2 protein-coding genes are annotated in these 2,204 nt (G+C 70.0%); both read left to right on the forward strand.

The features are described from left to right. The first annotated feature begins 72 nt into the window (after positions 1–72). On the forward strand, positions 73–1,299 hold the full coding sequence (gene istA / locus ABD848_RS24775) for an IS21 family transposase (protein WP_344977596.1): 1,227 nt from the start codon (positions 73–75) through the stop codon (positions 1,297–1,299). 2 nt (positions 1,300–1,301) lie between these two features. Next, on the forward strand, positions 1,302–2,111 hold the full coding sequence (istB, locus tag ABD848_RS24780) for an IS21-like element helper ATPase IstB (RefSeq protein WP_344977599.1): 810 nt from the start codon (positions 1,302–1,304) through the stop codon (positions 2,109–2,111). Positions 2,112–2,204 lie beyond the last annotated feature (93 nt).

The raw sequence follows: 2,204 nt of genomic DNA on the forward strand, positions 1-2,204 counted from the left end.
TGTCGGCGACGCGCCAATACTGACCACGTGACGTCGCGTGAAATCTGACCACCCCGGTTGATCATCGGAGGGGTGATCACTGTGGAGGACTGGGCCGAGATCCGCCGTCTGCGCAGATCAGAGGATATGCCGATCCAGGCCATCGCCCGGCACCTGGGCATCGCCCGCAACACCGTCAAACGCGCGTTGGCCAGCGAAAACCCGCCCAAGTACGAGCGGGCAGCGAGGGGGTCGATCGTCGACGAGGTCGAACCCCGTATCCGCGAACTGTTGGAGCAGTGGCCGGCGATGCCGGCCACCGTCATCGCTGAGCGGATCGGCTGGCAACGCTCGCTGACCGTACTCAAAGACCGTGTGCGCCGACTGCGGCCGCTCTACCAGCCCGTGGACCCGGCCTCGCGCACCATCTACCGGCCGGGCGAGTTGGCCCAGTGCGACCTGTGGTTTCCGTCCGCGAAGATTCCGCTGGGCACTTCCGGCCACGTGGCTAGCCCGCCGGTGTTGGTCATGGTCTCGGGCTATTCCCGCTGGCTCATGGCGCGCATGCTGCCCTCGCGCCAAGCTGCGGACCTGGTCAGCGGCCACTGGCACCTGCTGCAGGGCTTGGGTGGTGCACCCAAGCGCCTCGTGTGGGACAACGAGTCCGGTATCGGCCGTTGGGGGTCAAAGACGCCGCGGCTCACCGAGGAGTTCGCGGCCTTCCGCGGCAGCCTGGGCATCGGCGTGGTCGTGTGCCGGCCCCGTGATCCCGAGGCCAAAGGGCTGGTCGAGCGCGCCAACGGCTACCTGGAGACCTCGTTTCTGCCCGGGCGCGGCTTCAGCGATCCTGCCGACTTCAACACCCAGCTCACCGCGTGGCTGGGCCGGGCCAACCGGCGCTACCACCGCGGGATCGGGTGCCGGCCCGCCGACCGGGTGGGCACCGACCTGGCCGCGATGGCGGCGTTGCCGCCGCTGGCGCCCAGGACGGGCTGGCGCAGCAGCCTGCGGCTGCCCCGCGACCACTACGTGCGTCTGGACACGGTCGACTACTCGGTCCACCCGCGCGCTATCGGCAGGCGGGTGGAGGTGACCGCCGGGCTGGAGCGGGTGCAGATCTTCTGCCAAGGCGACGTGGTGGGTGATCACGAGCGGTGCTGGGCACCGCATCAGACCATCACCGCCGCGGCCCACGCCGAGGCGGCCGCCGGCCTGCGCCGCGCAGCCCGCACCGCTGCCGCGCCCGCCGCCGGCGCGGAGGTGGCCGTGCGCGATCTGGCCGACTACGACCGGATGCTGGGCATCGAGGAGGTGGCCTGACCATGGCAGCCAAAACCCGCGCCTCCACCCAGCGCACGGGGCGCGACACCGCCGCCGAGCTGGCCTATTCCACTCGGATACTCAAGGCGCCCTCGCTGGCCGCGGCCGTGGAGCGCCTGGCCGAGCGGGCCCGGGCTGAGTCCTGGACCTATGAGGAGTTCCTGGCCGCCTGCCTGCAGCGCGAGGTCGCCGCCCGCGAGGAGCACGGCGGCGCGGCGCGCGTGCGCCAGGCCCGCTTTCCCGCCCTGAAGAGCCTGGAGGAGTTCGACTACGACCACCAGCGCTCCCTCAACCGCGAGACCATGGCGCATCTGGGCACGCTGGACTTCGTCGCGGCCCGGGAGAACGTGGTCTTCCTCGGCCCGCCGGGCACGGGCAAGACGCATCTGTCGATCGGACTGGGGATCCGGGCCTGCCAGGCCGGGCACCGGGTCGCCTTCGCCACCGCGGCCCAATGGGTCAACCGGCTGGCCCAGGCCCACGAGGCGGGCCGGTTAGAGGCCGAACTGGTCCGACTCGCCCGTATCCCGCTGCTGGTCATCGATGAGGTGGGCTATGTGCCCTTCGAGGCCGAGGCGGCCAACCTGTTCTTCCAGTTGGTCTCCAACCGCTATGAGCGGGCCTCGCTGATCGTGACCTCGAACAAGCCCTTCGGCCGGTGGGGCGAAGTTTTCGGTGACGACACCGTGGCCGCGGCGATGATCGACCGGCTGGTGCACCACGCCGAGGTGGTCGCGCTCAAGGGCGACAGCTACCGGCTCAAGGACCGCGATCTGGGCCGGATACCTCCCTCAGGCGGAAACCGCACCTGAGCCTGGACGACCAAGCGATGAGAAGAAACTGGTGGTGGAGGGTGGTCAACATTCATCCGTCGCCCAGTGGTCCACTTTCGGGCGACGTTGACA

The organism is Salinactinospora qingdaonensis, assembly GCF_039539445.1.
In the GTDB taxonomy this organism is placed as follows: Bacteria; Actinomycetota; Actinomycetes; order Streptosporangiales; family Streptosporangiaceae; genus Salinactinospora; species Salinactinospora qingdaonensis.

Excerpts from the sequence above, each read along its gene's own strand:
- istB (WP_344977599.1), top strand. The coding sequence starts at position 1,302 with ATGGCAGCCAAAACCCGCGCCTCCACCCAGCGCACGGGGCGCGACACC.